This is a genomic window from Streptomyces sp. NPDC049954 (assembly GCF_040656295.1).
In the GTDB taxonomy this organism is placed as follows: domain Bacteria; phylum Actinomycetota; class Actinomycetes; order Streptomycetales; family Streptomycetaceae; genus Streptomyces.
Genome location: NZ_JBFALS010000018.1, coordinates 39,447 through 63,310, shown reverse-complemented (window position 1 = coordinate 63,310; position 23,864 = coordinate 39,447). Strand labels below are relative to the sequence as shown.

Sequence of the window (23,864 nt, the reverse complement as noted above, 5' to 3'; positions counted from 1 at the left end):
GTCAGTTCACTCCCTCATCAGTAGGAGAAGGCCATCGGGCGGTCGGCGTCATCGTCTTCGTCGTCGCGCTGCGCGCTGCCGGGTTGGTCCGGATCCCCGCTGCCGTCCCTGGTACGGGTTGTGCCCGTGCCGGGCCGGCCGCCGATGCGCGTGGGCGGGTTCAGGTCGGCGTCCGTGAGCTCGGGCGGGCCGGCCTTCACGTACTTGACCATCAGCTTGAACTCGATGACGGCGAGCACGGCGTACAGGAGTGTGAAGACGATGAGGGAGGTGAGCACCTCGCCCTGGGAGACCCCGGGGGAGACCGCGTCCTCGGTCCGGAAGAGTCCGTACACCGCCCAGGGCTGGCGTCCGTTCTCCGTGAAGATCCAGCCCCAGGAGCTTCCGATCAGGGGGAAGCACAGCGTCCACAGGGCGACGATCCAGTAGAGCTTGGTGAACCGGGGGCTGAGCACGGTGTTCTTGAGGAGCACGAGGTTCGGCACCTCGTCCTCGCCGACCCGCAGGTGCTTGGGCAGCAGGAACTTCTTGCGGGTGAGCCAGAGACCCAGCAGGCCGACCCCGAAGGAGGTCATTCCGAAGCCCATCATCCAGCGGAAGCTCCAGAAGGCGACCGGGATGTTGGGCCGGTAGTCGCCCGGACCGTACTTCTGCTGCTCCGCCTTGTTGGTGTCGTTGATTCCGGGGACGTGCGAGGTGAAGTCGTAGTCGGAGAGGAAGGACAGCACGCCCGGGACCTGGATGGCGACGCTGTTGTGGCCCTTGTCCACGTCCCCGTACGCGAAGATCGAGAAGGGGGCCGCGTCCTCCCCGTCCCACAGCGCCTCCGCCGCGGCCATCTTCATGGGTTGCTGCTTGAACATGGTCTTGCCGAGGAAGTCACCGCTGATCGTGGTGAGCAGACCGGCGGCCACGACGGTCACCAGCCCCAGGCGCAAGGAGGTCTTCATGACCGCGACGTGCTTCGCCTTCCGGCCCCGTGCGAGGTGCCAGCCGGCGATGCCCACCATGAAGGCGCCCCCGGTCAGGAAGGACACCGAGAGGGTGTGGAATATCTGGGTGAGCGCGGTCTCCTGGGTCAGCACCTGCCAGAAGTCGGTGAGCTCGGCCCGGCCGCTGCTCTTGTTGATGCGGTAGCCGACGGGGTGCTGCATCCACGAGTTCGCCGCCAGGATGAAGTAGGCGGACAGGATGGTGCCGATCGACACCATCCAGATCGTGGCCAGGTGAAGCTTCTTCGGCAGTTTGTCCCAGCCGAAGATCCACAGGCCGATGAAGGTCGACTCGAAGAAGAAGGCGATGAGCGCCTCGAAGGCGAGCGGCGCGCCGAAGACGTCACCGACGAAGCGCGAGTAGTCGGACCAGTTCATGCCGAACTGGAACTCCTGCACGATGCCGGTGACCACGCCCATCGCGATGTTGATGAGGAAGAGCTTTCCCCAGAACTTCGTGGCGGTGAGGTACTTCGCCTTCTGCGTCCGGACCCACGCCGTCTCCAGCCCCGCCGTCAGAGCGGCGAGCGAGATCGTGAGCGGAATGAACAGAAAGTGGTAGACGGTGGTGATGCCGAACTGCCAGCGGGCCAGCGTTTCCGGCGCTAGGGCGAGATCCACGAAGTCATCTCCTCGTTTCGCTGATCTCTGTGCACGCGGCGGGCACCGTGGGCACAGCCAGATCCCGCTCTCACGGAGCGATTCATCCCGGTTCGCCCCTGCCAAGGCAGGACTAATCGGGTGACGCTTGTGAAAGCGTTCACATTCACAAGCATTATGTACTACTACTTCGGAGCAACGGCAAGGGGGGTCCCCTTTACGGGAACCCCCCTACTCGGAGCGCCTATGACTCTTATGTGCCCTGATGCGGCTTTGTGACGCATATGATGCTCGGCGGTGCCCACCGGTCGCTCACGCCGGGCAGCTCCTCAGCCGGACCCGCGACATCAGATCGCCGCCGGGGTCAGGGGCGCGCGCCGTCGGAGCTACAGCTCCTTGCGGTAAGCGGCGGCGGTCCGCAGGAAGAGGTCGTTGGCCTCCGTCTCGGCGACCGTCACCCGGACCCCTTCTCCGGCGAAGGGCCGGACGACCACACCGGCACGCTCGCACTCCGCGGCGAACTCGACGGTCCGTTCACCCAGGCGCAACCACACGAAGTTGGCCTCGGTGTCCGGCACCGCCCATCCCTGCCCGCGCAGCGTCTCCACAACGCGGGAACGTTCCTGCACCAGGGTGTCGACGCGGCCGAGCAGTTCGTCCTCCGCCCGCAGGGAGGCGACCGCCGCGTCCTGCGCGAGCTGACTGACCCCGAAGGGCACGGCCGTCTTGCGCAGGGCGGCCGCGACCGGCTCGTGCGCGATCGCGAAACCGATCCGCAGGCCGGCCAGCCCGTACGCCTTCGAAAACGTCCGCAGCACACAGACGTTGGGGCGCTCGCGGTACAGCTCTATGCCGTCCGGCACCTCGGGATCACGGTTGAACTCGCGGTAGGCCTCGTCGAGCACCACCAGAACGTCCGGGGGCACCCGGTCGAGGAAGGTCTCCAGCTCGGTGCGGCGCATGACGGAGCCGGTGGGGTTGTTCGGGTTGCACAGGAAGATCAGGCGGGTGCGCTCGGTGATCGCCGCGGCCATCGCGTCCAGGTCGTGCGTCTCGTCGGGTGCGAGCGGCACCTGAACCGCCTTCGCCCCGCTGATGCGCGTGATGATCGGGTACGCCTCGAAGGACCGCCAGGCGTAGATCACCTCATCGCCCTGCTGCGCGGTGATCTGCAGCAGTTGCTGCGCGACCCCCACAGAACCCGTCCCGGTGGCGAGATGCGAGACCGGAACCCCGAAACGCTCGGACAGCTCGGCCAGCAGGATGGTCGCGGCCATGTCGGGATAGCGGTTGAGCCGGCCCGCGGCGGCGAGCGCGCTGTCCATCACCCCGGGCAGCGGCGGATAGGGGTTCTCGTTCGAGGAGAGCTTGAAGGCCTCCGCTCCCCCCTCCGCCGCCGGCTTGCCCGGCACATAGGCCGGGATGCCGTCCAGCACAGCTCGCAGTCTCGGGCTCTTCGCACTCACGCGGGTCCTCCTTCTGACACTTCAGGGGCACCGGCGTTCCAGAGCTGCGCACCGGTACGGACGCGTCTCACCTTATGAGATCCGGACTGCGCGGCCCAGCGGTCGGAGCCGGGGTTCTCACCACCCCTTCGGGCCTTCGGTGCCCAGCGAAGCCCCTTACGTGACCAGCCCGTCGGCGGGATCGACCCTTCCGCCAGGGGGCGCGCGAGGAGCGGAGGGCGCTGGTAGCTCGCTCCGTGGCGCGCGTCACCCGTGCAGGTGAGTTGCCGCAGGCCCCCCGTTCACCCGGCCGCACGGTTGGGCATGGGCCGATGAATCACTCATCGCACCATGGCACGTCAACTACCTTCGATAACAAGGCATATGACAGGCCGACGCCTTGCAGAAACGTGACTCCATCTATCGGCATATGCAGCCGCGCCACCCCTCCGGCACCCCCCTACTATCGGCAGCCCATGACAGCAGCAGGGAAGCACCAGGTGAGCCGAGCGGAAACACCCCGCCGGGGCAACCGGCCTGGCCGGGCGGGCATCAGAGACGTGGCGGCGGCAGCGGGTGTCTCGATCACAACCGTCTCCGACGCACTCAACGGAAAGGGCCGTCTGCCCGAAGGGACCCGTCGGCACGTCCGTGAGGTCGCCGAGCGGCTGGGATACCGCCCCTCGGCCGCCGCCCGCACCCTGCGCACCGGTAAGTCGGGACTCATCGGCCTGACGGTGACCACGTACGGGGATGAACCTTTCACCTTCACCGAGTTCGCCTACTTCGCCGAGATGGCGAGGGCCGCCACCTCCGCCGCGCTCGACCGGGGCTACGCCCTGGTCATCCTGCCCGCGTCCTCACGGCTGAGCCCGGTGGACGTCTGGTCGAACGTCGCTCTCGACGGAACGGTCGTCGTGGACCCCTCCGACCACGACCCGGTTGTCAGCGAACTGGTCAGGCAGGGGCTCCCCGTGGTGTCGGACGGCCGTCCCGACGGCACTCTCCCGGTGACCGCATGGGTGGACAACGACCACGAGACGGCCGTACTCGACATCCTCGACCACCTCGCCGCCGCCGGAGCCCGGCGTATCGGGCTGCTCACCGGCACCACGACGGACACCTACACCAGGCTCTCGACCACCGCCTACCTCGAATGGTGTTCCCGGGTGGGCCAGGACCCGGTCCTGGAGTCCTACCCGGCCCACGATCCCTGCGCCGGAGCCGTCGCGGCCGACCGCCTCCTGGCCCGGCCCGACCGCCCGGACGCGGTCTACGGACTCTTCGACCCCAACGGCACGGATCTGCTCGCGGCCGCGCGCCGCTACGGGTTGCGCGTGCCCGACGATCTGCTGCTGGTGTGCTGCAGCGAGTCCCTCGTCTACGCGAGCACCGAGCCGCCCGTCTCGACGCTCTCCCTGAAGCCCCGCAGAATCGGCACGGCAGTGGTCCAGCTGCTGATCGACGCCATCGAGGGCATCGGCCCCGCACACCCCGTGGAGCGCGTCATACCCACAGAACTGATCGTGCGGACCTCCTCCCAGCGCCGGACCCCGCGCACCACCGTCAGTCCTCCCCGTGGCCCGGGCGAGGGCGGGGGCTGACCGGCATCCGGAACGCCGGACGGAATCCGTGCCCAATTCAGGAGAAATCACCGGCTCGGAGGGCGCCCCGGAGGATTCACCACCCCTGGTGCGTCACAGAGCGGGAGCCGCATTCCTATGATGGGCGCACGACACCGCGGGCCGCTGCGACCAAGCAGTCCGAAACCGGTGCAGATGCGGCGCGATCGTGGTGGAGGGGTCAATGACGCAGGGGGCCGGTCAGGGACCCGTGGGAGAGACACCGACGGTGCGCGACTTCCGCGTCCCCGCCTACATGAACCATCCCGATCCTCAAGGGGACGGAGCAGAACCGTACGCGCAGGGCGCCGACCGGTACACCGAGTCGGCTCAGGTGTACACGGAGCGGCACGCCGAGGCCCCGGCTCCCGCCGCCCCCGCCCGGGCCGCGTACCCGGCCGGGTCCGAGACGCCCTACGCCCAGGCTGAGGAAGCACTCGGTGAACCGGAGGGCTACACGCCCACCCAGCGGGACCTGCCGGTCATCGGGGCGCAGGCCACCGCGGCCGCGCAGCCCGACGCCGAGGGGCTCGGCCCGCTGTACGTCGTGGGTGACGTCCACGGCTACCTGGACCAACTGGTCGCAGCGCTGCGGGAGCAGGGGCTGGTCGACGCCGACACCCGCTGGGCAGCCGGCAACGCGCGGCTCTGGTTCCTGGGCGATTTCACGGACCGCGGTCCGGACGGGATCGGCGTCATCGATCTGGTGATGCGCCTGTCCGCCGAGGCGGCAGCGGCCGGCGGCTACTGCAAGGCCCTCATGGGCAACCACGAACTCCTTCTTCTCGGGGCCAAGCGCTTCGGTGACACGCCGGTCAACTCCGGGGCGGGAACCGCCACTTTCCAGGCGGCCTGGCTACTCAACGGCGGGCAGAAGTCCGACATGGACAGGCTGCAGGACGTCCACCTGCAGTGGATGTCCCGGCTGGACGCCATCGTCGAGGAGGACTCCCACCTCCTGGTGCACTCCGACACCACGGCCTACCTCGACTACGGCGACACGATCGAAGCGGTCAACGACACGATCCACGAGATCCTCAACCGCAACGACGCCGACGAATGCTGGGACGTCTTCCGGAAGTTCACCAAACGCTTCGCCTTCCGGGACCAGTCGGGCCCCGAGGCGGTGCGCGAACTGCTGAGTGTCTTCGGCGGCAACCGCATCGTGCACGGCCACAGCCCCATCCCCTACCTGCTCGGTGACGTCGGCTCCGAGGACGGCGAGGACAGCGGCGGCCCCGTCGTCGACGGTCCGCACATCTATGCCGACCGGCTCGCCGTCGCCATGGACGGCGGGGTGACCATGGCCGGAAAGCTGCTCGTCCACCGGGTTCCCTTCCCCGCCTGACCCGGGTCCGCTCGCGGCGTGAACGGGCCTGTCCTCTTGGCATATACGGCCGTCATCATTCACCCCAGGTCAATTTCCAGAAACACCCTGTTACGACGCGCCATGCCCGGCCTACCATCGCCTTATCCGTAGCAGGCTCTCCTCCGTTTCCGCCCCACTGCCCGCACCCAGGCGGGCGTCCTGGCCCTACGGAGCATCGGGGGATGCATATGAACAGCGCTCCGCATCTGCTGAACCAGGACCGCCCCGAATTCGAGCGCGTCCTGGACGAGGCACTCCGTACGGCCGACGCCCACCCGGAAATCGCCCGGGTCGCGCAGCGATTCAACCCTGCCCAGCTGCGCACCCTCGCCACGGGTGCGACGATCTTCATCACGGCGGCGGCGACGGCCGAATATCAGCACTACGTCAACGCACGGGAGCGGTCCCGCGAACCGGCACGCATCAGCACCGAACCCCGATCCGAGAACGGCGAGACGCCGACCGAGGCGACACCGAACGGCATCGCCGCCGCACTCAGCGAGGTGACGGAGTCCGCAGGGGCCGGAGCGACAGCCATGGTGGCTGTACTCGCCCCTCTCCTGGCCGCGGTCGCCGCCGTCATCTTCCTCCTCGCCGGCTACCTGCTGAAGCTCCTGACCCCCGAGCCCGCCATAGCGAGTGGGCTGCTCACCGCCGGGTGGGTCTTCGCCGTCCTCGCCGCCCTCGGCATCCTGATCGCCGGCGCCGCGCTCCTGTTCACCGCTCTGCGCAACAACTCGTCCGCCAAGTCCTCGGAGGACGGAAGTGGGCTCGCCGGGGAAACACCCGAGGTCGCCGCCGCGCGTGCGGCCTGGCACCAGGCGCTGCTGGAGAAGGGTCTCCTGCCGTTCTTCCGGGATCTCGACGACGCTCCCCGCACGGAAGCCGGGCACGTTCCCGCCCATCCAGGACCGACCCCGCCCTCCCAGCAACGGATGCCTCGCCTCGGTTATCACCGGCCCGGTTTCAGCGGCCCGGAATCGGATGGTGAATCCGGGACCCGGCCCCGCTACTCCAGCCCCGATTTCAGCAGCCCCGACTACGGCGGGCCGGACCACCGCCCGGAATGACGGCGGCCCGGCCGACGCACGACGAGATCGCTTCGATGCACCATCCCCTGCGCCGGGACGGGTGCCTGATGTGGGAGCGCCCCCCTATTCGGAGAGGGATCGCTTGACCGGAATGAGGCGATGTTTCACGTGAAACCAGCGTCATCTCGATGTTTCACGTGAAACACCTACTCCACGGTGTTTCACGTGAAACGTCCTTCTGCGCCCTCTCCCAAACAGGCAGAAGGAGACGTCAGCCCGCCAGAGGAATCGTGTCCGGAAGCGGGCGGGCGCCAGGGCCCCGTCATGACGACAGGGCCCCTCTGACTGGCTGTCGGCTCGCTGAGATCCTCAGCCACCACTGCAGGCAGACGCCTCAGGCCCGCTTCTCGGTGTCTTACTCCGCCAGAGGCAGGTAGACGCGGCCCCCCGAAGCGGCGAACTCACGTGACTTCTCCAGCATCGCGGCGTCGATCTCGTCCTGACTCAACTCCGCATTCGCGGAACGGGCTTCGAGGAGGTCCGGGGCGAACTGCTCAGTGATGTCGTGGCTGATCTTCATCGAGCAGAACTTCGGCCCGCACATGGAGCAGAAGTGCGCGGTCTTGGCCGGTTCGGCCGGCAGCGTCTCGTCGTGGTATTCACGGGCGGTGTCCGGGTCGAGCGCGAGATTGAACTGGTCCTCCCAGCGGAACTCGAAGCGCGCCTCCGACAGGGCGTCGTCCCAGTCCTGCGCCCCGGGATGCCCCTTGGCCACGTCGGCGGCGTGGGCGGCGATCTTGTACGTGATCACCCCGGTCTTCACGTCGTCCCGGTTGGGCAGGCCCAGGTGTTCCTTGGGCGTGACGTAGCAGAGCATGGCGGTACCCCACCAGCCGATCATCGCCGCCCCGATGCCCGAGGTGATGTGGTCGTAGGCGGGGGCGATGTCCGTGGTCAACGGACCGAGCGTGTAGAACGGCGCCTCCTCGCAGATCTCCTGCTGGAGGTCGATGTTCTCCTTGATCTTGTGCATCGGCACATGTCCGGGGCCCTCGATCATCGTCTGGACGCCGTGTCGACGGGCGACCGCGTTCAGCTCACCGAGCGTCCGCAACTCGGCGAACTGCGCCTCGTCGTTGGCGTCCGCGATCGAGCCGGGCCGCAGCCCGTCCCCGAGCGAGTACGTCACGTCGTACGCCGCGAGAATCTCGCACAGTTCCTCGAAGTGCTCGTACAGGAAGGACTCCTGGTGATGGGCGAGGCACCAGGCGGCCATGATCGAGCCGCCCCGCGAGACGATGCCGGTCTTCCGCCGGGCCGTGAGCGGGACGTACGGCAGCCGGACGCCGGCGTGCACGGTCATGTAGTCCACGCCCTGCTCGGCCTGCTCGATCACCGTGTCCTTGTAGATCTCCCAGCTCAGCTCCTCAGCCTTGCCGTCGACCTTTTCCAGCGCCTGGTAGAGGGGCACCGTGCCGATGGGGACCGGCGCATTACGCAGCACCCATTCCCTCGTGGTGTGGATGTTCCGTCCGGTGGAGAGGTCCATGACGGTGTCGGCACCCCAACGGGTCGCCCACGTCATCTTCTCCACCTCCTCCTCGATCGAGGAGGTCACCGCGGAGTTGCCGATGTTGGCGTTGACCTTGACCAGGAACCGCTTCCCGATGATCATCGGCTCGGTCTCGGGATGGTTGACGTTCGCCGGCAGCACAGCACGCCCGGCGGCCAGCTCGGCCCGGACGACCTCGGGTTCGAGGTTCTCGCGCAGCGCGACGAACTCCATCTCCGGGGTGATCTCCCCCCGCCTGGCGTAGGCGAGTTGTGTGACGGCGCGTCCGCCCCTGCCCCGGCGCGGCTGCCGGGGGCGCCCGGGAAAGACCGCATCGAGGTTGCGGAGCCCACCCCGGGGGGAAGTGTGCTTGAGCCCGTCGTCCTCCGGTCGCACCGGCCGCCCCGCGTACGTCTCGGTGTCGCCGCGGCCTGCGATCCAGTTCTCCCTGAGCGGTGCGAGCCCACCGCGTACGTCGGTGCTCGCGGTCGGGTCGGTGTACGGGCCCGAGGTGTCGTACAAGGTCACGGTACGGCCGTTGGTCAGGTGCACGGCCCGCACCGGCACCCGCAGGTCGGGGCGTGAGCCCTCGACGTACGCCTTGTGCCAGCCGATGGTGCGTTCACTCTGCGGGGGCCTCGGCTGTTCGCTCGCGGGCCTCTCCTTCGCGGAGGCAGGGGTGTGCGCGTCCGATGTGGTCATGAGACCTACTCCCTACGCCGGCATTACCCGGTAACAGGTTCGGCGGTCGACGCAGCCTTCCCGCACTTCTCGCCGGGGTCCCGGCCGTACGGAGTTCAGCGTCCTCTCAGCCCGGTGCTCCGAGCTCCCGCGTGTACATATCGCGGCTTCACGCTAACGCCCTCCCGGGCGTGCTGAACAGAGGGCGTGTGCCGTTCTTGCGATGATCGGGCGGTGACGACACGACCCCCCACCGATCTCGGCCACGACTCCTCCCACGGCCACAGCCATCACCACGGCCCGGCGGCGCCGGGCTCAAGGAGACTGCGCACGGTCATCGCCGCCGTGCTCGTGCCGTTCACCGCTGCCGTGGTCCTGGGGCTCGTGACGCTGTGGCCCGGCGAGCCGCCCGAGCACGGGCGTTCAGGCGTGGGCTTCGACCGGCAGACCGTGGCCGGCAAGGTCGTCGGGATCACGCACATCGGCTGCAAGGACGGGACGGCGTCGAACGGTGCGTCGGGCACGGGTTCCGGGACGGCCGGGCCCTCCGAGGGCTCGTCGGGGGCAGTACCGGGCAACGGCGGGCACGCGGACGGTGTCTGCGAACAGGCGAAGGTCGAGGTCACCGAGGGCAAGGATCACGGGCGGACCTTCAACGAGCTGGTCCAGCCCGACTCCCCACGCCGACTGCACGTAGGCCAGGAAGTCGTTCTGGCCTACGCGCCGGACGCGCCCCGTGAACTCCAGTACTCCGTCACCGATGTCGGCCGAAAGCTGCCGATGCTGCTGCTTGCCGGGATCTTCGCGCTGGCGGTGGTCGCCGTCGGCCGACTGCGGGGGGTCATGGCGCTCGTGGCGCTCGCCGTGAGCTTCCTCGTGCTCACCTTCTTCATTCTGCCCGCGGTGTTGCAGGGGTCGAATCCCCTGGTGGTGGCGGTCGTGGGGGCGAGTGCCATCATGTTGCTCGCGCTCTACCTCTGCCACGGGCTGACGGCCCGCACCTCGGTGGCCGTCCTCGGCACCCTGGTGTCTCTGTTGCTCATCGGCCTGCTCGGCTCGCTCTTCATCGGGTGGGCGGCGTTGACCGGCAACACCGACGACAACACCGGGCTCGTCCACGGCCTCTATCCCCAGATCGACATGAGCGGGCTCCTGCTGGCCGGCGTCATCATCGGTTCGCTCGGCGTGCTGGACGACGTGACGGTCACGCAGACCTCGGCCGTCTGGGAGCTGAGGCAGGCCGACCCGACGATAAGCCGACGTGCTCTGTACCGCGCCGGTATCCGGATCGGGAGGGACCACATCGCCTCCGTGGTCAACACGCTGGTGCTGGCGTACGCGGGAGCCTCTCTGCCGCTGCTCCTGCTCTTCTCGCTGGCTCAGAGCGACGTCGGCACGGTCGCGGGCAGCGAGCTGGTGGCCGAGGAGATCGTCCGGACACTGGTGGGGTCCATCGGCCTGGTGGCCTCCGTCCCGGTCACCACGGCGCTGGCGACGCTCGTCGTCTCGGCCGACCGCCCCCACCCGGAGCCCGAGGGCACCTCGGTGTCCCCGCACCTTCCGACGGTGCCCGGCCCGGACCGCGGCCCGTTGCGCGGCGCGGTGCTCGGTGGCGGGGGCCGACGCCGCAAACGGTGAGACGGCCGGTGGAAGATCGCGCGCTCCGCTCGCCACGAGCGCCGGTGTCCCGCGCGGCAGCGGGGCCGCAGCAGACCGAGTCCGATGCGGCCCTTGGCACCCTTGACTTCTCCGCCAAGACCCATCGGCTCTCTCCAGGCCCCGAGGTCCGTTACCGACCTCCGGAATCAGCCCGCGCTCTGTTCCTCGCCGAGGATGCGGTGCAGGGCGTCGTCGAGGTGACTCTCGAAATCCGCCGAGGCGCGCTCCTCACCCAGCGGAACAAGCCGGTCGGTGCGGTCGAGGAACGCGACGATCGGCGCCATGCTCACCCGGAAGAGCGCGTGATCGGCTCCGACCTGCAGCCGGATGTGCATGTCGGCCGGCGGCTCCGCGTCCATCAGCGGGTCGAGTTCGACGGGGGCGACACGTACGTCGCCGTCTCCGCACGGCTCCTCGATACCGTCGCTGAGCAGGTCTCTCCCGAAGGTCCAGGAGACTGGAGCGTCCCCCGGGAGATGGAACGTCAGCCGGACGGCGTACGGATCGTCGGCCTCGTACCGAAGCTCGACGGGGATACGGAAGGACAGCTCCTCGGAAACGAGGAAGCTCATCATGACTTCTGCCTGTACGGACTCGCGCATCGCCAACCCCGTCGATTGCCGTCACCTGATCAGGGGCTCAGACCCCTGACACTCCTGACACATTGCTCAGTGCACACATCACATCACAGTGAGTGACACCACAGATACTGATTGAAGAACAAACCTGCGGGGAAAACTGTCCGCAACCTACTCGCCGAGCAGGCCGGAACTCCCACGACCGATCACCGGTATTCCGGCTGCCCCCTGGCAGATCGCGTATGCGCCGCGCCCTAGAGACACCGCACGTTCACTCCTTTGCCCCAGCGGGCCGCCTACGGAGCAGAGGGAAAGTCCGCCGCGGCAGCGGCGGCCCGAACATCGCGGAGTGTGACGCCTGGAACGGACGGCGAGCCCCTCGGGGCGCCGTCCGAGAACGGTGTGCGCCACGAGGGGCTCGAAGAGGGCACCCGAACCGGAGAGTTCGGTGAAGGTGCGGTCAACCGTGGCCAAGGGTCACTTCCAGGGCGCGAGTACAGCCTCCCCGCCATGGGCCGAGGAGGCACAGGAAGCGGCTGCGGAGTCGGGCCCCACGCCGGTGTCCGGACTGTAGCCTCTGGCGCTGTCGGATGGTGGCGGAGCGAGGAAACTTCCCCCGGGTGGGCGAACGGGCCCACGTCCTCGCCCCTCGGCACGCCCTGCGCGGGGACTGCGGGATGGTGCCCGCAGGCCGCCGCAAGGACGGGGCACCTGTCTCTGACGACAGGCCCCCGAGGTGGCGCGGCCACGCGACTGCGCGCCGAGCCGCCCTGCCTGCCTGCCTGCCTGCCTGCCTGCCTGCCTGCCTGCCTGCCGGACAGCGGCCGGACCCGCCCTGCGAGTTCCCGTGTCAGTAACGGCCGGAGGACGAACCCGAGTCCTTGAACTTGCGTACGACGTAAATCAGCACGCCCACCACCGCCACGAAAACCAGCACCTTGAACAGCAGACCGATCACGAAACTGAGGATCGAGGTGATCAGGCCACCGAAAATCACGAGGGCGACCACGGGCACGGCCACCCACTTCACCCACCACGGCATACCCGCGAATATCTCCCGAACCGCCATCGTCCCTACCTCGTCTCCCCGTAACCCGGTGCCCGCCCGTCCGTCGCTGTCGGCGGGGCTGTCGGCTGTACGTCCGGCTGCTGTACGTCCGTCTGGTCTCGATGCTAAGGCGCCATGCCTCCCTGGCGGGCGTCTCGCACCCCTGGCTCATCCCTGAACAATCCCTTAGGGGACTGCCGCCGAGCCGACTGGCCGTTCGGGGTGTCTCAGCCCTCCGGAGGCGAGAAGACGACGAGTACCCGCAGGTCCTCGCTGATGTGGTGGAACCGATGGGGGGTTCCGGCCGGCACGAAGACCACACTGCCGCGCGCGACCTCTGTCGTGTCCGGGCCCACGGTGACGGCGGCCCGGCCGCTCACCACGAAGTAGACCTCGTCCTGGCGATGAGGCTGCTGGGGGTCGGTGCTCCCCGCGTCGAGCGCGTACAGCCCGACCGACATGCTCTTCTCCCGGAGGAACTGGAGGTAGGCACCGTCGTTGACGGCCCGCTCCACCTCCAACTCGTCCAGCCGGAACGCCTTCATCGACTCGCGCACCTTTCGGTCACTCTGCTTACCTGGCCGGGCTGATCCTGTCTGCAACGATCAACCGCATGAAGAACTTCGTACTCAAGACGATCGCCAACGCGGCCGCTCTCGCCGTTGCGGTGTGGCTGGTCGACGACATCACCCTCGCCGGCCACAGCACGGGCACCAAAGTCCTCACCCTGATTATCGTCGCACTGGTCTTCGGTGTGGTGAACGTCCTGGTGAAGCCGCTCGTACAGCTCCTCACCCTCCCCCTTTTCATCCTGACGCTCGGGCTGTTCACCCTGGTCATCAACGCTCTGATGCTGCTGCTGACCTCGTGGGTGTGCGACAAGCTGGACGTCAGTTTCCACGTGGACGGCTTCTGGACAGCCGTGCTCGGCGGACTGATCGTGTCGGTGGTCTCCTGGGCGATCAGCCTGGCGCTGCCGGAGGACCGCGACTGATCCCCGACCTCCACAAGCACTAGTCACCGCCCGCCCCCCCTTTTTGGACAGCGATCGTTTTCGCTCCTTCCCTTTCTCACGAGGCCCACTTCCTCTTTCCTCGGAGTCGCCCCGGCATCGTCCTCCGACCGGAGGTGACCGATGCTGTATCCATCGCGCACGTACGACCACACAGGCAGAGGGCCGGAGGGCGAAGACAGCGCCCACAGCCCACAGAAAGGGGCAGGTCAGGATGACAGGGGAAGGCACGAGGGCGGTACGGGCGGGCTTGCCGGAGCCGACGAAGAACGCGCCGACGCTGCCGGGCCCGGTGTTCGCGGCTCACTACCATCTGCCCGGGGACGTCTCGGGGCCGTACACCTACGGCCGCGACGACAATCCGACATGGACGCTGCTGGAGCGGGCCGTCGGGGAACTGGAGGCTCCCGGGGAGGAGGTCGAGACCCTGGTCTTCGCCTCGGGCATGGCCGCGATCTCCGCCACACTCTTCTCCCAGGTCGCAGCGGGCGACATCGTCGTACTGCCGAACGACGGCTACCAGGTCCTCCCGCTGGTCCGTGAACAGCTCACCGCTTTCGGCGTCGAGGTACGCACCGCACCAACCGGCCAGGACGCCCAGCTCGACGTGCTGGACGGAGCGAAACTGCTGTGGATCGAGACGCCCTCCAACCCGGGGCTGGACGTGTGCGACGTCCGCCGGCTGGTCGCCGCAGCGCACGCGCAGGGCACACTCGTCGCCGTCGACAACACCCTGTCCACGCCGCTCGGCCAGCGTCCGCTGGAGCTGGGCGCGGACTTCTCCGTGGCCTCCGACACCAAGGGCCTCACGGGCCACGGCGATCTGCTCCTGGGGCACGTGACCGGACGTGATCCCGAACAGATGGCGGGCGTCCGGCGCTGGCGCAAGATCGTCGGCGCGATCCCCGGGCCGATGGAGGCCTGGCTCGCCCACCGTTCGCTGGCCACCCTGGAGCTGCGCAGCAGCCGGCAGAACACCAATGCCCTCGCCCTCGCCGAGGCCCTGCGACACCGCGGCGACATCAGCGGCCTGCGGTATCCGGGGCTGCCCGACGACCCGTCGCACAAGATCGCCACCGAGCAGATGCTCCGCTACGGCACCGTCCTCACCTTCACCCTTCCGTCCCGGGAACGGGCGGAGCGCTTCATGTCGAGCTTGCGGCTGGTGGAGGACGCCACGAGCTTCGGCGGCGTCCGCTCCACCGCGGAGCGTCGGCGCAGGTGGGGCGGCGACGCGGTCCCCGAGGGCTTCATCAGGTTCTCCGCCGGTGCGGAGGACACGGAGGACCTGGTGGCCGACGTCCTGCGGGCTCTCGACGAGAGCTGACGCCCGCGAGGTCTCGGTCCAAACCAGGGAGACGTCCTGTCCATGCGCTTCCGCCCCGGCCGTAACCCCTCGTTCCGGCCGGGGGCTGCGCCTACGGAGGCGGGCGGTCCGAACCTCCCCCCTCGTGGCTCGAACCGCCCCGGTTCCTTGTACGAAGGACCTTACGAGGCAGGCTAGTTGACCGACTGCCAGTGTCCAATCACGGCAGCGACAGCGGGGTATCGACATATTTGTAGTTGGCGGGTCCGGACGGACCGGAAGGAGAGGGGCCGACCGTGGACCTGGCCCTGCTCCGCACGTTCGTCACCGTGCACCGGGTGGTTCCTTCACGCGGGCCGCGGCACTTCTCGGTCTCTCGCAGCCTGCGGTCACCTCTCAGATCCGCACCCTGGAAAGACAGCTCGGCCGCCCACTGTTCCTCCGGAAGGCGCGTGGGGTCGTCCCCGCCTCGCTGGCGGAGGAACTGGCCCACAAGGCGGCACCCCACCTGGACGCTCTGGTCGCCCTCGCGGAGAACGGTCTCGCTGAAGAACCCAGCCCTTCGCGGACGCTGCATCTGGCGGGGCCGCCGGAGTTCACCGCGCAGCGTGCACTTCCCGCGCTGAGCGCGCTGACCGGCCAGGACGGGCAGGGCTTCAGCCTCCGCGTCACCTTCGGCTTCGGCAACGCCGAGGAGACCCTCGAAGGACTGGCCGCCGGTCACCATGATCTGGCCATCAGTACGACCAGGCCGCGAGGGTCCCTGCTGGCCGCCACCGCTCTGTGCGACGAGGAGCACGTCCTGGTGGCCGATCCCCGCTGGGCCGCGCGCCTGGGGCATCCGTACCTGCTGAGGGAGTCGGGTGCTGCGGCGCTCGACGATCTGCCGGTCGTCGAGGTCCACGAATCGCTTCCGCTGGTGGCCCGCTACTGGACTGCGGCCTTCGACGCCCTGCCGCCGGCCTCCGGCACCGTCGTGGTCCCGGACCTTCGGGCCGTACTCGCCTGCGCCGTGGCCGGAGCGGGTCTCACCGTACTGCCGCGGTATCTGTGCGCTGCGGCTGTAGCCCGGGGTGAGCTGATCATCCTGCTCGAACCCCCCGTTTCTCCCCTGCGTACGTACTTCCTCGCCGTGCGGACGGGAACCCTGGCCATGGCGCACATCGCCAGAGCGCACGAGTGGCTGCTGCGCTCGGCAGCGACCTGGTGCTGAGAACTGGCGCAAGCTCCGCAGCGAGGCCGCCCGCGATGTTTCACGTGGAACAACTCGGGCCACATTCCCTCCATGACCGTCCGCCCCGTGGTCAAGCGCACCGCACGAGCCGTTCTCCTCGACGGAGACCATCTCGTCCTGATCAAACGCACGAAGCCCGGACTCGATCCTTACTGGGTGACCCCGGGCGGCGGTGTCGAGCCGGAGGACCGCACCGTGATCGACGCCCTGCATCGAGAGGTCCACGAAGAGCTGGGGGCGAAGATCAGCGAGGTGGTTCCCTGCTTCGTGGACACTGTGGAACACATCGGCGAGGACGGCGGCGCGACCGGCGTGAAGGTGCAGCTCTTCTTCGCCTGCCGACTCGAATCCATGGACCTCTCACAACGGCACGGCCCCGAGATCGAGAACCCGTGCGGTAGGTACGAGATCGTGCGAGTTCCCTTCAGCAGGGTCGGGATCGCCTCGGTCCATCTCGTCCCGCTCTCTCTGCGCCACTACTTGGACGCGAATATCGAGGGAGTCGGTGCCCTGCTCTCCCCGGACCTCGCCTGACGCGGCTCCAGCGACACGTGATCCTTCCTGGTCGTCCCAGGTCGACAGCTCTGGACCTTGCCCGGACACCAGCCCAGACGCCACCTGGGTCTGCGGAACGGCCTTGAGGGCAGCACCGGGTCGGGGCCGGCGGCCGCCCCGCACCTGCCACGATCGCCACCGCGCGCATCGGACGGAAGCGCCAGCAGCCCGCGCGTACGGCGTAATGCTGAGCGTCGGCAGCCCACGGACGCGGCACAGGGATGGCGCCCCGGATTCCCTCCTCCTCACCGTCGATGCACCAGGACGCTTCTCGCTCGCCACTCCGTGTTTCACGTGAAACATTCCGGGCCGACGCTCTGGCCCGGCGTCCGAAAAGGGGGTGGACGTAGCTACCTTGCCTCCGTCAGCCTGACCCCGTGCCGTCACGCTCCTCTGCCCCACTCCCAGTCCGTAGGCTCACCCGGCGCGACCTTTCCGCCTGCACCGCTCTGGCCGAGGATCGGGGCTGGCCTCCTGAGACCCACCTGTGGTCGCTGCTGCTCAGCGCCTGCACCGGATACGGCGTCGATGACCCGCAGGGAGGGCTGGCCGCAGCCTGTGTCCTCTCGCTCTACGGCCCGGAGGAGCGGCCTGGTCTGGGCGTACTGGGGATGCTCCTGGTCGCTCGTCGGCACACGCGCCAGGGTTTCGGCCGCGCACTGGTGAACGCGGCGGCAGCGACCGCCGGGGCCGCCCCTCTGACCCTTAGCGCGACTCCTCAGGGGCTGCCCCTCTACGAGCAACTGGGCTTCACGACTACCGGAGGTGTGGCGACCCACCGAGGCCGGTTTGTGGGTGCCCCGCCACCCACCCCGTCCACCGCGCCGACGAGCACAGCACGTATCGGCACACGTCGTATCCGCACACGTCGTGCCACCGCCGGCGATCTTCACGCGATTCTGCGCCTGGACGGCGAGGTGTTCGGGCTCGACCGCACGGCGCTGCTCGCCCGGCTCCCGGCTTTCGCAGATCAGCTCCGCGTCGCCGAGGACGACGGTGTGCTCGTCGGTTACGCGGCGCGCTGGCCGGGTCTGCACGCCGATGTCCTGGGCCCGGTGATCGCCCACGACACCGCCACCGCCCAGTCCCTCATCGAAGACCTGGCGGGGGAAAGCACTCGGCCGGTCAAGGTGGACGTGGATGTCCGGCACAAGGAGCTGGGTGACTGGCTCCACGAGAGCGGGCTGGAACGTACATCCGTGAGCCCCGTCATGCTGCGCGGATCCGAGAGGCTGCCGGGCGACTGGCGCCGCCGCTTCGCTCCGCTCTCCACGGCGGTCGCCTGAGAAAGTGTTGGGTAACTAGTTGATCACTCGTGGTCGAGGTCGTCGGTGAGACGTTGGGCCGCTTCGGCTTCGATGGGGCCGTGGGGTTCGATGGTCTCGCCGGCGAGGCGGGCGGCCATGAGCCGGATCATCGCAACCTTGATCATGGCTTCGGCGTGCGCCGTCTTGCGCTCGTAGTCGCGGGCCAACCGTCTGCACCGTCCCAGCCAGGAGAATGTTCGTTCCACCACCCACCTGCGGGGCAGCACCTGGAAGCCTTTCACGTCCGCGTTGCGTGGTACTGCGACGATCTCGACGTTCTCGTTGTCCGCCGCCCAGCGGATCAGTCCGGAATCGACGCGGTTGACGTAGCCGCCGTCGACCCAGAGCAGGCCGACCTGCGGAAACAGGTCCCGAATGCCGGTGAGGACCAGTTTCGCTCCGGCCCGGTCCTGGACCGAAGCGGAGTGCACCACGGCGCGCAGTACGAGGCCGCAGGTGTCCACAGCAGATGGCGCTTGCGCCCGCGCACCCGTTTTCCCGCGTCGTAACCGATGCTCTCGCCACCCTGATGGGACTTCGCCGACTGCGAGTCCAGCACCGCGGCCGACGGCTCTGGATCACGACCGTCGGCCACCCGGATGCGGTCCCTCAACGCGTCATGCACCCGGTCCCAGGTCCCGTCGGCCGCCCATGACCTGAACCACCGGTAGGCGACGTCCCACGGCGCAAGGTCATGCGGAACCAGCCGCCAGGCACACCCGGTGCCCAGCACGTACAGCACCGTGTCCAGGACCAGCCGGCGCGAGAACTTCAGCGGACGGCCGCCGCGCCGCAGGTCACGCACGGGCAGAAGCGGCTCGATCACCGCCCACTGAGCATCCGTCAACGACGTCTCGTAGCAAGGCTTACAGGAACAGACGCACATGTAGATGATCTTCGCTGGCGCCTGACCCGCGAAGATCACCACCCGCCAGCAACAGAACGCAAGCGATCAGTTACCCAACACTTTCTGAGGCAGAGCCCTCGGCAGCTCTGGAAGCAGTCCTGGAACAGGACTCCTCAGCGGTAAGAGACAACCCCGGAATAGTTGCAGGCGCTTTATAGTTGCACGCAATGACTATTTCAGAGCATGCCCTACCCTGAATGCAGTCGCTCAGGACGGAGGAAGCCCCCCATGACCGCGACCGACCCCGCACTGACGGCGCTCGCCCACAGCTGGTCCGCCCTTTCCGTGCTGCACGGACGGATCGAGTCACGCATCGAGCGCGCACTTCAGGCCGGCCACCAGTTGAGTGTGCGCGAGTACTCCCTCCTCGACGTGCTCTCCAGGCAGCACGACGGCGAGGGCGGCCACCTCCAGATGCGCCAGGTCGCCGAGGCGGTCGTACTGAGCCAGAGCGCCACCACTCGCCTCGTGACACGGCTGGAGGACCGCGGACTGCTCTCGCGCTACCTGTGCCCCACCGACCGGCGGGGCATCTACACCGATGTGAGCGACGCCGGACGCGACCTGCTGGAAGAGGCCCGTCCGACGAACGACGCCGCTCTGCGCGCGGCCCTGGACGATGCCGCGCAAGACCCGCAGCTGGCCCCCCTCGTCACGGCGATGGAGGCCATGGAGACGGTTCAGCAACCTGTGTGACACCGTCGGTCCGAGACGGTCGCGGCAAGTCGGCGGCAGACCCGCCCCGGCTGTTCGTCACGTGCTGCTGACATCGCGGGGAGCCCCGGACGAACATCTAAGCTCGGCCCATGGCAGATCTTGAGATACGACGGGCCACGGCCGAGGACATCGCGGCCGTCGTGGACATGCTCGCGGACGACCCGCTCGGCGCCCAGCGCGAAACCCCGGACGACCTCACCCCCTACCGAGCCGCCTTCGCGCGGCTTGAACAGGACCCGAACCAGCAGCTGATCGTGGCGGTGCGGGAGGGAGAGGTGGTCGGCTGCCTCCAGCTCACCACCATCCCCGGGCTCTCCCGGCGTGGGGCCACCCGCACGCTCGTCGAAGCGGTGCGCGTGCGAGCTTCGGAGCGGAGCTCGGGCCTCGGCACCCAGCTCATGCAGTGGTCCATCGAAGAGTCCCGGCAGCAAGGGGCGAGCCTGGTTCAGCTCACCTCCGATTCCCTGCGTACCGACGCGCACCGCTTCTACGAGCGCTTGGGCTTCAAGGGTTCGCACGTCGGCTTCAAGCTCGCGCTCTGAGCCTGTGCGCATGTTTCACGTGAAACATGCGCACAGGCTCGCAGAGGTCATCAGCCGCGGTCCGCGTTGAGCGCCCTGTCGCCGGACGGCTCAGATGTCGAGTCCGCGCCAGCCCTCAGGGTCCGTCCCGCCCGGGACTGGCGCGGCCTCGTCGTAGGGCTGACGTGTGAACACGAACGAGCCGAGATCCAGATGCGTGACCTGGCCCGCGGTGTCTCGCACAGCCCGAAGCTCTTCCCCGGCGTAGTAGGAGTCCAGGCCGACCCAGGTACCGTCGCCGACCGGACGGAACCTCGACTGACGACCGCCGCCCACGAGGCCTCCCAGTTCCAGTCTTCCTTCGGCGGCCAACCGGACCGCGACCGCCTGGGTGCCCCAGTACCACGGCCCGGTCAGCGCCAGCAGGTCCTGGTCCACGACGGGGAGCGGTCGCCAGGGGGCCGGCAGCTTGGGCTCCGCGTCCGCCACGATCCCGACAAGCTCGGCGGCCACCGATCCCGCAGCCACCCCTGACGTGCAGTTGGCCAGCACCACCGCGGCGACATCGTCCTCCTCACAGGTCCACAGTCCGGCGACGAAGCCGGGCACCGAGCCCGTGTGGCCCGCGAGGGTACGGTCGCCCCTGCGCCTCAGCTGCGTCCCGAGGCCGTACGACTCGTCCCAGCCGCTCGGCGAGGCAGGAGTCCGCAGCTCCCGAACGGATTCCCCGGAGAGCACCTTGTCGTCACCGTGCATGAGGAACGCGGCGAAGCAGGCGAGATCGTCTGCTGTGGACCACAGCTGTCCGGCAGGCGCCATGACTCCGAGGTCCTCGACTTTTTCGGACTGCATGACGTCGGCCCACGGGTGCACCGCCCAGCCGCCCGCGCTCGGCGTCCGGGGCTGCACGCTCGTCCGGTGCAGCCCGAGAGGCACCAGCACCTCCTGCTGCAGTACCTCGTCCCAGGTCGCGGCGCGCAGCCGGGCGACAAGGGCGCCCAGGAGCGCGAATCCGGGGTTGGAGTAGTGGTGAAGACGGCCGCGCTCGTGGCGGAACGGCTGCTCGCCCAGCACGTCGCCCAACTCGGGCCGCAGAGAAGCGGGCGTGCGTTCCCACCAGGGTCCGGGGGTCTCGGCGGCCAGCCCCGCGGTGTGGGAGAGCAGCTGTGCGACGGTGACCTCGCCGACTCCGGTCCCCGGCAGATGCCGATCGAGGGGGTCCTCCAGACGCAGGAGACCTTCGTCCCGCAGCCGCATGACCAGGACGGCGGTGAAGGTCTTGGTGATCGAGCCGACCCGGTACTGCACGCTGCCGTCCGGCCCGTGCCCGTCCACCGAGGTCCGCGCCCCGCTCCATACCTGTCGACCGCCGCGTACCACCGAGGCGACCAACGAGGGCGCCCTCCCCTCGGACTGGGCCCGTGCGATGCGATGCAGCAGAGCCCTGCGTGTCCCTGGCAACAGCCCGGGTTCCGGAGAGACGTTCGCGAACTGGTCCTGAGGTGACGTCATGGCGGCACGGTAACGGTCCCCGCGCCACCGACAGAAGCGAGTATCGCTCCACGTAAGGCCGGGGTACGACGAGGAATCGGGATGCCGAGCGGCCGGTCGGGGTGGTGCAATGCCCGGATGCAGCTCGACGCGGATGAGGTGGTGGACCGCGGCTCGTATCCCGAGGCGGTGACACCGTGGGAACAGGCGACCTGGCGCGGTGAGGCGCTCGACTGGATCTCTCACGAACTGGACGCTCACGGTCTACGGGCATCGGGACCACGCCGGGTGCGACTGCGCCCCTGGTCCGTCCTCGTACGGTTGCCCGTCGACGACCGCACCGTGTGGTTCAAGGCGAACCCGCCCGCGAGCGCCTTCGAGGCGCCGCTGACCGACGCGTTGTCCCGCTGGGTGCCGCAGCACGTGCTGGCCCCCCTCTCCGTCTCCCCAGACCGCGGCTGGTGCCTGCTGCCGGACGGTGGCCCTCTCCTGCGGGACGTGTGGGACACCGGCCGCGCCGGATCACCTGCCTGGGAAGAGGCGCTGAGCCAGTACGCCGAAATGCAGCACTCGCTCGTGACGCGCACCGAGGAGTTGGAGGCACTCGGCGTCCCCGGGAACCGTACGCCGGACCTTCCCGAGGTGTTCGATCGTCTGGTGAGCGCCTCCGCCGTCCGGGAACTCGCCGACACACGCGAGACAGCGGCGTGGCGCCCCCGAGTCGTCGAGTGGTGCGCGGAACTGTCCAGCGCCGGAATCCCCGACGCCCTCGACCACTCGGATCTGCACGACGGGCAGCTCTTCGCCCCGGCGCCGGGTCGGTTCACCTTCTTCGACTGGGGTGACGCCGCCATCACGCACCCCTTCTGCAGCCTGCTGGTCCCCGCTCGCGCGGCCCGCGACCGCTTCGGCTCCGGCATCCTCCCCCGACTCCGTGACGCCTACCTCGAACCGTGGACCGGCAACGGCCTCACCACCGGGGAACTGCACCGCGCCCTGCACCTCGCCTGGCGCCTCGCGGCCATCGGCCGGGCCTGCTCCTGGGAGCGCCTCTTCGAAGGGAACGACGCCGACAAGAATCCCGCACGAGGAGCGGAAGTCCTCTGGTGGCTGCGTCACATGCTCACCGAACCGCCGCTCTAACCCTTGGGGTACCGCGCTCGCCCTGCCTCGCGCAACGGACGGCCGGTTCGCGCGCGCAGGACCGGTGGTCGGTCCCAGCGGTCGGTTCATCGATTGCGGACCTTGGGGGTGGGGTGTCTGATCCCGGCTATGACGATTGTGCTGGGAACGCCGGCGGTCGACGGGGCGTACCAGGCCATGGCCGCGCTGCGGGAAGGGCAGTACGACGGAGCCCCGATGCAATTGCATTCGGGGGACATTGGCTGGAACTGCCGGTTCGGAACGGCCGAGACAGCCGCGGTGGTCCGGACCTGGAGCCGGAACGGACGGATCCTCGCGGTCGGGATGCTGGACTCGCCGATGGTGATACGGATGACGGTCGATCCAGGCGCTTTCCGGGGCGAGGGCTTGGCGCGGCGGCTCGTCGAGGACTTCTCGCTGCCTGAGCGCGGCGTGCTGCCGGAGGGAGCGGTGTCGATCGAGGCGCCGCTGGGCCTGCTGCTTCACGACCTGTTGACCAAGGAGGGCTGGGGCGTCGACGAGACGTGGACGCCGCTCTTCCGCGGCCTCGCGGAGCCGGTCGAAGACCCCGGTGTGCGGATCAGGGCAATCGGACCGGAGCAGGCGCGGGACTTCGCCAACGTCCTGCGGTCGGCGTTCAACGCCTTGAGGCCCACACACGAGTACCGGCGCGCGATGTCGGCGGGACCGTTCTCCGCAGACGCCCGCTGCCTGGGGGCCTATGACGATAAGGGCAATGTGGCGGGGGTGGTGACGGTGTGGTCGGCCGGCCCGGGGAAGCCGGGGCTGGTCGAGCCGATGGGCGTACACAAGGACCACCGTGGTCGCGGCTACGGTCGGGCGATCACCGTGGCCGGAGCGGCCGCGCTGCGGGAGATGGGCTCGTCGAGCGTGCGCGTGTGCACGCCGAGTTCCAACGTCGGTGGCATCGCCACGTACAACGCCGCCGGCTTCGAGGCGCGGCCGGAGGTGCGGGACCGGATCCGGACAGCCTGACACCGTGTCTGCTCGGCAAAGCGGGCCCGGGGTGTCCGGCGCTCGCATCAACGAGGGACCGGACTCGGGCCGCCTGTGTCGCGCCACGCACGATGGTG

The 23,864-nt window shown here is 68.7% G+C and carries 20 protein-coding genes, 1 pseudogene and 1 riboswitch; of the genes and pseudogenes, 13 read left to right on the top strand and 8 right to left on the bottom strand.

What is annotated here, in order from left to right:
• Positions 1-17 precede the first annotated feature (17 nt).
• Both AB0J21_RS30135 and hisC read right to left on the bottom strand, forming a co-directional pair.
• Complete coding sequence (locus AB0J21_RS30135; RefSeq protein ID WP_363149323.1) at positions 18-1,613, bottom strand: cytochrome ubiquinol oxidase subunit I; 1,596 nt, start codon at positions 1,611-1,613, stop codon at positions 18-20.
• 365 nt (positions 1,614-1,978) lie between these two features.
• Positions 1,979-3,058 (bottom strand): histidinol-phosphate transaminase, encoded by a 1,080-nt coding sequence (gene hisC / locus AB0J21_RS30130; RefSeq protein ID WP_363149322.1) that lies wholly within the window; start codon positions 3,056-3,058, stop codon positions 1,979-1,981.
• Positions 3,059-3,513: 455 nt separating this feature from the next.
• On the opposite strand from hisC, the gene AB0J21_RS30125 reads away from it, so the two are divergent.
• The 3 genes from AB0J21_RS30125 (at position 3,514) to AB0J21_RS30115 (ending at position 7,098) form a co-directional block, all read left to right on the top strand.
• A complete protein-coding gene (locus AB0J21_RS30125) occupies positions 3,514-4,641 on the top strand; it encodes a LacI family DNA-binding transcriptional regulator (protein ID WP_363149321.1) in 1,128 nt (375 codons plus the stop codon).
• Positions 4,642-4,843: 202 nt separating this feature from the next.
• The gene (locus AB0J21_RS30120; RefSeq protein ID WP_363149320.1) at positions 4,844-6,007 is read left to right on the top strand and encodes a metallophosphoesterase; all 1,164 of its coding nucleotides are present in this window, start codon (positions 4,844-4,846) and stop codon (positions 6,005-6,007) included.
• Positions 6,008-6,210: 203 nt separating this feature from the next.
• Complete coding sequence (locus AB0J21_RS30115) at positions 6,211-7,098, top strand: hypothetical protein (protein WP_363149319.1); 888 nt, start codon at positions 6,211-6,213, stop codon at positions 7,096-7,098.
• A gap of 376 nt (positions 7,099-7,474) precedes the next feature.
• On the opposite strand, the gene thiC is transcribed toward AB0J21_RS30115, so the two are convergent.
• Positions 7,475-9,313 (bottom strand): phosphomethylpyrimidine synthase ThiC, encoded by a 1,839-nt coding sequence (gene thiC / locus AB0J21_RS30110; protein WP_363149318.1) that lies wholly within the window; start codon positions 9,311-9,313, stop codon positions 7,475-7,477.
• Positions 9,306-9,454, bottom strand: a riboswitch (TPP riboswitch). Its footprint overlaps the gene before it by 8 nt.
• Before the next feature lie 72 nt (positions 9,455-9,526).
• Here thiC and AB0J21_RS30105 point away from each other — a divergent pair.
• Positions 9,527-10,930, top strand: coding sequence for a YibE/F family protein (locus tag AB0J21_RS30105; protein ID WP_363149317.1), 1,404 nt, complete (start codon positions 9,527-9,529; stop codon positions 10,928-10,930).
• 167 nt (positions 10,931-11,097) lie between these two features.
• Here AB0J21_RS30105 and AB0J21_RS30100 read toward each other — a convergent pair whose 3' ends face one another.
• The 3 genes from AB0J21_RS30100 to AB0J21_RS30090 form a co-directional block, all read right to left on the bottom strand.
• On the bottom strand, positions 11,098-11,553 hold the full coding sequence (locus tag AB0J21_RS30100; RefSeq protein WP_363149316.1) for an SsgA family sporulation/cell division regulator: 456 nt from the start codon (positions 11,551-11,553) through the stop codon (positions 11,098-11,100).
• A gap of 826 nt (positions 11,554-12,379) precedes the next feature.
• Complete coding sequence (locus tag AB0J21_RS30095) at positions 12,380-12,598, bottom strand: DUF5326 family protein (RefSeq protein ID WP_363149315.1); 219 nt, start codon at positions 12,596-12,598, stop codon at positions 12,380-12,382.
• A gap of 206 nt (positions 12,599-12,804) precedes the next feature.
• Positions 12,805-13,122 carry a cupin domain-containing protein gene (locus AB0J21_RS30090; protein WP_363149314.1) on the bottom strand — a complete coding sequence of 106 codons (318 nt, stop codon included), beginning with the start codon at positions 13,120-13,122 and terminating at the stop codon, positions 12,805-12,807.
• 68 nt (positions 13,123-13,190) lie between these two features.
• On the opposite strand from AB0J21_RS30090, the gene AB0J21_RS30085 reads away from it, so the two are divergent.
• The 5 genes and pseudogenes from AB0J21_RS30085 (at position 13,191) to AB0J21_RS30065 (ending at position 17,970) form a co-directional block, all read left to right on the top strand.
• Positions 13,191-13,571 (top strand): phage holin family protein, encoded by a 381-nt coding sequence (locus AB0J21_RS30085; RefSeq protein ID WP_363149313.1) that lies wholly within the window; start codon positions 13,191-13,193, stop codon positions 13,569-13,571.
• 232 nt (positions 13,572-13,803) lie between these two features.
• The gene (locus AB0J21_RS30080; protein ID WP_363149312.1) at positions 13,804-14,916 is read left to right on the top strand and encodes a cystathionine gamma-lyase; all 1,113 of its coding nucleotides are present in this window, start codon (positions 13,804-13,806) and stop codon (positions 14,914-14,916) included.
• Between the two features lie 275 nt (positions 14,917-15,191).
• A pseudogene (locus AB0J21_RS30075) lies at positions 15,192-16,108 on the top strand (LysR family transcriptional regulator).
• Positions 16,109-16,180: 72 nt separating this feature from the next.
• A complete protein-coding gene (locus tag AB0J21_RS30070; RefSeq protein ID WP_363149311.1) occupies positions 16,181-16,663 on the top strand; it encodes an NUDIX hydrolase in 483 nt (160 codons plus the stop codon).
• 398 nt (positions 16,664-17,061) lie between these two features.
• Complete coding sequence (locus tag AB0J21_RS30065; protein ID WP_363149310.1) at positions 17,062-17,970, top strand: GNAT family N-acetyltransferase; 909 nt, start codon at positions 17,062-17,064, stop codon at positions 17,968-17,970.
• Between the two features lie 23 nt (positions 17,971-17,993).
• Here the strand turns inward: AB0J21_RS30065 and AB0J21_RS30060 are convergent.
• A protein-coding gene (locus tag AB0J21_RS30060) for an IS5 family transposase (protein WP_363149364.1) occupies positions 17,994-18,877 on the bottom strand; the annotation gives its coding sequence in 2 pieces (ribosomal slippage) (positions 17,994-18,457 and positions 18,457-18,877; 885 coding nt in all).
• Positions 18,878-19,126: 249 nt separating this feature from the next.
• On the opposite strand from AB0J21_RS30060, the gene AB0J21_RS30055 reads away from it, so the two are divergent.
• Positions 19,127-19,594, top strand: coding sequence for a MarR family transcriptional regulator (locus AB0J21_RS30055; RefSeq protein ID WP_363149309.1), 468 nt, complete (start codon positions 19,127-19,129; stop codon positions 19,592-19,594).
• Positions 19,595-19,704: 110 nt separating this feature from the next.
• Positions 19,705-20,157 (top strand): GNAT family N-acetyltransferase, encoded by a 453-nt coding sequence (locus tag AB0J21_RS30050; RefSeq protein ID WP_363149308.1) that lies wholly within the window; start codon positions 19,705-19,707, stop codon positions 20,155-20,157.
• A 90-nt stretch (positions 20,158-20,247) separates the two neighbouring features.
• Here AB0J21_RS30050 and AB0J21_RS30045 read toward each other — a convergent pair whose 3' ends face one another.
• Positions 20,248-21,648 carry a serine hydrolase domain-containing protein gene (locus AB0J21_RS30045; protein WP_363149307.1) on the bottom strand — a complete coding sequence of 467 codons (1,401 nt, stop codon included), beginning with the start codon at positions 21,646-21,648 and terminating at the stop codon, positions 20,248-20,250.
• A gap of 117 nt (positions 21,649-21,765) precedes the next feature.
• Between AB0J21_RS30045 and AB0J21_RS30040 the strand changes: the two genes are divergently transcribed.
• Together AB0J21_RS30040 and AB0J21_RS30035 are read left to right on the top strand one after the other, a co-directional pair.
• Positions 21,766-22,770, top strand: a complete 1,005-nt coding sequence (locus AB0J21_RS30040) for an aminoglycoside phosphotransferase family protein (protein ID WP_363149306.1) — start codon at positions 21,766-21,768, stop codon at positions 22,768-22,770.
• A gap of 129 nt (positions 22,771-22,899) precedes the next feature.
• On the top strand, positions 22,900-23,766 hold the full coding sequence (locus AB0J21_RS30035) for a GNAT family N-acetyltransferase (protein ID WP_363149305.1): 867 nt from the start codon (positions 22,900-22,902) through the stop codon (positions 23,764-23,766).
• The last annotated feature ends 98 nt before the right edge of the window (positions 23,767-23,864 follow it).

Bases quoted from the DNA above. Each gene is read 5' to 3' on its own strand.
- AB0J21_RS30125 (WP_363149321.1), top strand. From the start codon at position 3,514: ATGACAGCAGCAGGGAAGCACCAGGTGAGCCGAGCGGAAACACCCCGC.
- AB0J21_RS30070 (WP_363149311.1), top strand. From the start codon at position 16,181: ATGACCGTCCGCCCCGTGGTCAAGCGCACCGCACGAGCCGTTCTCCTC.
- AB0J21_RS30095 (WP_363149315.1), bottom strand. From the start codon at position 12,598: ATGGCGGTTCGGGAGATATTCGCGGGTATGCCGTGGTGGGTGAAGTGG.
- AB0J21_RS30045 (WP_363149307.1), bottom strand. From the start codon at position 21,648: ATGACGTCACCTCAGGACCAGTTCGCGAACGTCTCTCCGGAACCCGGG.
- AB0J21_RS30115 (WP_363149319.1), top strand. From the start codon at position 6,211: ATGCATATGAACAGCGCTCCGCATCTGCTGAACCAGGACCGCCCCGAA.
- AB0J21_RS30080 (WP_363149312.1), top strand. From the start codon at position 13,804: ATGACAGGGGAAGGCACGAGGGCGGTACGGGCGGGCTTGCCGGAGCCG.
- AB0J21_RS30055 (WP_363149309.1), top strand. From the start codon at position 19,127: ATGACCGCGACCGACCCCGCACTGACGGCGCTCGCCCACAGCTGGTCC.
- AB0J21_RS30035 (WP_363149305.1), top strand. From the start codon at position 22,900: ATGACGATTGTGCTGGGAACGCCGGCGGTCGACGGGGCGTACCAGGCC.
- AB0J21_RS30050 (WP_363149308.1), top strand. From the start codon at position 19,705: ATGGCAGATCTTGAGATACGACGGGCCACGGCCGAGGACATCGCGGCC.
- thiC (WP_363149318.1), bottom strand. From the start codon at position 9,313: ATGACCACATCGGACGCGCACACCCCTGCCTCCGCGAAGGAGAGGCCC.
- AB0J21_RS30085 (WP_363149313.1), top strand. From the start codon at position 13,191: ATGAAGAACTTCGTACTCAAGACGATCGCCAACGCGGCCGCTCTCGCC.
- AB0J21_RS30090 (WP_363149314.1), bottom strand. From the start codon at position 13,122: ATGAAGGCGTTCCGGCTGGACGAGTTGGAGGTGGAGCGGGCCGTCAAC.
- AB0J21_RS30100 (WP_363149316.1), bottom strand. From the start codon at position 11,553: ATGCGCGAGTCCGTACAGGCAGAAGTCATGATGAGCTTCCTCGTTTCC.
- AB0J21_RS30040 (WP_363149306.1), top strand. From the start codon at position 21,766: ATGCAGCTCGACGCGGATGAGGTGGTGGACCGCGGCTCGTATCCCGAG.
- AB0J21_RS30120 (WP_363149320.1), top strand. From the start codon at position 4,844: ATGACGCAGGGGGCCGGTCAGGGACCCGTGGGAGAGACACCGACGGTG.